The organism is Pseudomonas sp. HY2-MNA-CIBAN-0224, from assembly GCF_040310285.1.
GTDB lineage: Bacteria > Pseudomonadota > Gammaproteobacteria > Pseudomonadales > Pseudomonadaceae > Aquipseudomonas > Aquipseudomonas helleri.
Map to the genome: position 1 here is coordinate 1 of NZ_JBEOPQ010000551.1, position 269 is coordinate 269.

1 protein-coding gene is annotated in these 269 nt (G+C 56.5%); it reads right to left on the reverse strand.

Annotation, left to right across the window (positions count from 1 at the left end):
* Nucleotides 1–269: ATP-binding protein (locus AAEZ03_RS27530; protein WP_350583037.1), on the reverse strand; the 269-nt coding region annotated here is incomplete at both ends.

Sequence of the window (269 nt, forward strand, 5' to 3'; positions counted from 1 at the left end):
TGCAGACCATCTGATTGCGTTTGAACACGAGGCCATACAAGGCTAAAGCAGGCGCCGCCAAGGTTGGCACTGGCGCCGACAAAAGCTTGGCCACCGTGCCAGTACATAATGCGCCGCACAATAGACAGCCCTAACCCGTACCCGCCAGAGGTGCGGGTGCGGCTGTCATCCAGCCGCGAAAATGCAATAAATACCCGATCCCAATCCGAACGCGGTATACCTTGGCCGTCGTCTTCCACATCAATGCGGCAATTATTGGTATCGAGCCG